Source organism: Arthrospira sp. PCC 8006 (assembly GCF_046480465.1).
Classification (GTDB): domain Bacteria; phylum Cyanobacteriota; class Cyanobacteriia; order Cyanobacteriales; family Microcoleaceae; genus Limnospira; species Limnospira platensis.
Genome location: NZ_PKGG01000385.1, coordinates 1 through 2,599 on the forward strand (window position 1 = coordinate 1; position 2,599 = coordinate 2,599).

General features: G+C 43.9%; 2 protein-coding genes and 2 pseudogenes. All 4 read left to right on the forward strand.

The window, feature by feature from the left end:
* Positions 1 to 113, forward strand: a pseudogene (locus tag B9T16_RS27700) (HNH endonuclease); the annotation flags it as partial.
* The gene (locus tag B9T16_RS27705; RefSeq protein ID WP_014274255.1) at positions 73 to 303 is read left to right on the forward strand and encodes a reverse transcriptase domain-containing protein; all 231 of its coding nucleotides are present in this window, start codon (positions 73 to 75) and stop codon (positions 301 to 303) included. The pseudogene B9T16_RS27700 and the gene B9T16_RS27705, both read left to right, overlap by 41 nt.
* Positions 293 to 1,465: pseudogene (locus tag B9T16_RS27710) on the forward strand (group II intron reverse transcriptase). The gene B9T16_RS27705 and the pseudogene B9T16_RS27710 overlap by 11 nt, the downstream one beginning before the upstream one ends.
* Positions 1,466 to 1,595: 130 nt before the next feature.
* Positions 1,596 to 2,474: an RNA-guided endonuclease TnpB family protein gene (locus tag B9T16_RS27715; RefSeq protein WP_410246290.1), complete on the forward strand. Its 879-nt coding sequence runs from the start codon at positions 1,596 to 1,598 to the stop codon at positions 2,472 to 2,474.
* Positions 2,475 to 2,599: the final 125 nt, after the last annotated feature.

The window sequence follows — 2,599 nt, forward strand, 5'->3', positions numbered from 1 at the left end:
TGGTCAAGAACATKAAGGGAAACCTCAAAGCAAAACCACTGCGACGGGTTTGGATTCCAAAACCTGGTAGGGATGAAAAAAGCGGGAATAGGAATACCCACAATTCAAGATAGAGCAAGGCAAGCCTTGGTTAAATCGGCTCTCGAACCTGAATGGGAATCGAGATTTGAAGGCACAAGCTACGGGTTCCGTCCAGGACGGTCAGCCCATGACGCAATTAGCAGAATTTACACTGCCATAAATCAAGGACAATATTATGTTCTTGATGCTGATATAGCAAAATGCTCTTACCGTGAACCATGAATACCTACTGTCCAAAATTCATTGTCCAAGCCGCCTAAAAAGAGACCTGAAACAATGGCTCAGAACGGGAGTGCTAGACAACGGTGTATTCGAGGATACAGAAACAGGGACACCCCAGGGAGGAATAATAAGTCCAATACTCGCCAACATCGCACTGTTGGGAATAGAAAGGTTAGTTAAAGGAATGTATCCAAATAAAGGCAGAGCCACTCAGGTGAACCTTATAAGATATGCCGATGATTTTGTGGTCATTTCCAAAGACCTAGGAATCATTGAACAGTGCAAAACTGCTATTTCTTAATGGCTAAAACCTGTAGGACTAGAAATAAAACCTGAAAAGACTCGAATCTGTCATACACTCAAAACTATTGAGTATGGCGGTAAGACAGAAAATCCAGGGTTCGACTTTCTAGGATTCAATATCAGGCAATACCCAGTTGGAAAATACAAGTCTGGGAAAACAGGTGGGGGAGCAAGCCGATTAATCGGACATAAAACCCACATAAAACCCAGCCAAAAAGCAGTCAAAACCCACACAGAAGTGATTAAAGGTGTAATAGAACAACACAAAACAGCACCTCAATCAGCCCTGATAAGTAGACTAAACCCAATTATTCGGGGGTGGTCAAACTATTATTCAGCGGTAGCCTCAACAGAGACCTTCACTAAACTAGATAATACAATCTGGCAAATGTTACGGGCATGGACAGAATCAAGATGCGGAAAGGCAAGTCACGAAAAGCTAAGAAATTATTTCAGACATGGAACAATTAAACTTAGCAATGGGAAAGAAAGACACGAAAATTGGATGTTCCAAACCAAAGATGGGTTACATCTATTCAAACACAACTGGACTCCAATTGTCAGACATACCTTAATACGCCCTGACGCAACACYWTAYGACGGAAATTGGACCTACTGGGCAACCAGGAAAGGACAAGCAATCGATACGCCAAATAGGGTAGCAAAACTACTTAAAAAGCAAAAAGGCAAATGTACCTGGTGCGGGCAATTCTTTACCCCATCAGATATAATTGAAATAGACCACATTGTACCTAGAAGCCAAGGCGGAAAGGATGAATACAAGAACCTTCAATTATTACATCGCCATTGTCACGATGATAAAACAGCTCTTGATGAAGAGATGATGCTGTACTCTTAACAAGAAGACGGTCAAACTAGGAGCCGTATGAGGTGAAAATCTCAAGTACGGTTTTGAATGGGAGGGGTAGACCGTGAGGTCTATCTCGACCCCTAATAGGATTGGTAAATATGACCTACGGAAAACGGTCATGGATACGGCTCCATTTTGGGTAAGCCAAACCCCATATAACCCACGCCAATTGGCGGTATTCCAAGCTGATGAGGCGCACAAAGCAGCAATAAAATCAGGGGGAGATGCTAAGTTTCGGTCTGTGCGCGACCCGGTTAAGTCTATCCGATTTCCAAAAGATAATTGGAAAAAGGGGACATTTTATCCGACACAGACCAAGGGATTAAGGTTCAAGGCAAGTGAGCCAATTATCGACAAGATGCACCACGAGCCCACCTTGGTGCTAGATAGAGGGCGCTGGTTTATCTGTTATGCCATAGATGCGCCTAAGCTAGAACCACTAAACAGCGACCTAGCCATCGCCCTTGATCCAGGGGTAAGGACATTTCTAACTGGGTTTGACGGGCAAGAAATTTGGGAAATTGGCAAGTCGGACATGGGACGTATTTATCGACTGGCTACCCACCTCGATAGGTTAATGTCTCGAATTGGTCTATCCAAGGGACGCCAATTTAAGCGCCTACGGCACTGTCTGCGAAAAGCTGCACAAAAGATTCGGGTGAAAATTCGTGACCTGGTTTCAGAGCTGCACAAGAAAGCAGCTAACTATCTATGCAGCAAGTACAAAGTCATATTTTTGCCTAAATTTGAGGTCAAAAATATGGTCAAACGAGGCAAGCGACGGCTGTCAACTAAGACAGCACGGAAAATGGTTACATGGTCTCATTACCGTTTTCAGCAAACATTGAAGCATCAAGCGGCTAAAGTTATGGTCGAAAGGGAAGTCACCTTCCCCAACTCCAATTCCAAACCGTACTTGAGACTTTCACCTCATACGGCTCCTGATATGGATACCCCTTTGTCAGTGGGAACAGGGCTACAACCCCCTGCTTTATGACCTCAACTTTCGGAGCTATATACACACGTAGTCATTAACTCGTTTTCGTCATAACACTCTTAGTTGTCGCGGTCTCTATATCCACACCGTGACTAGTGGGCATATCCTAACAATTACAGTTAGGC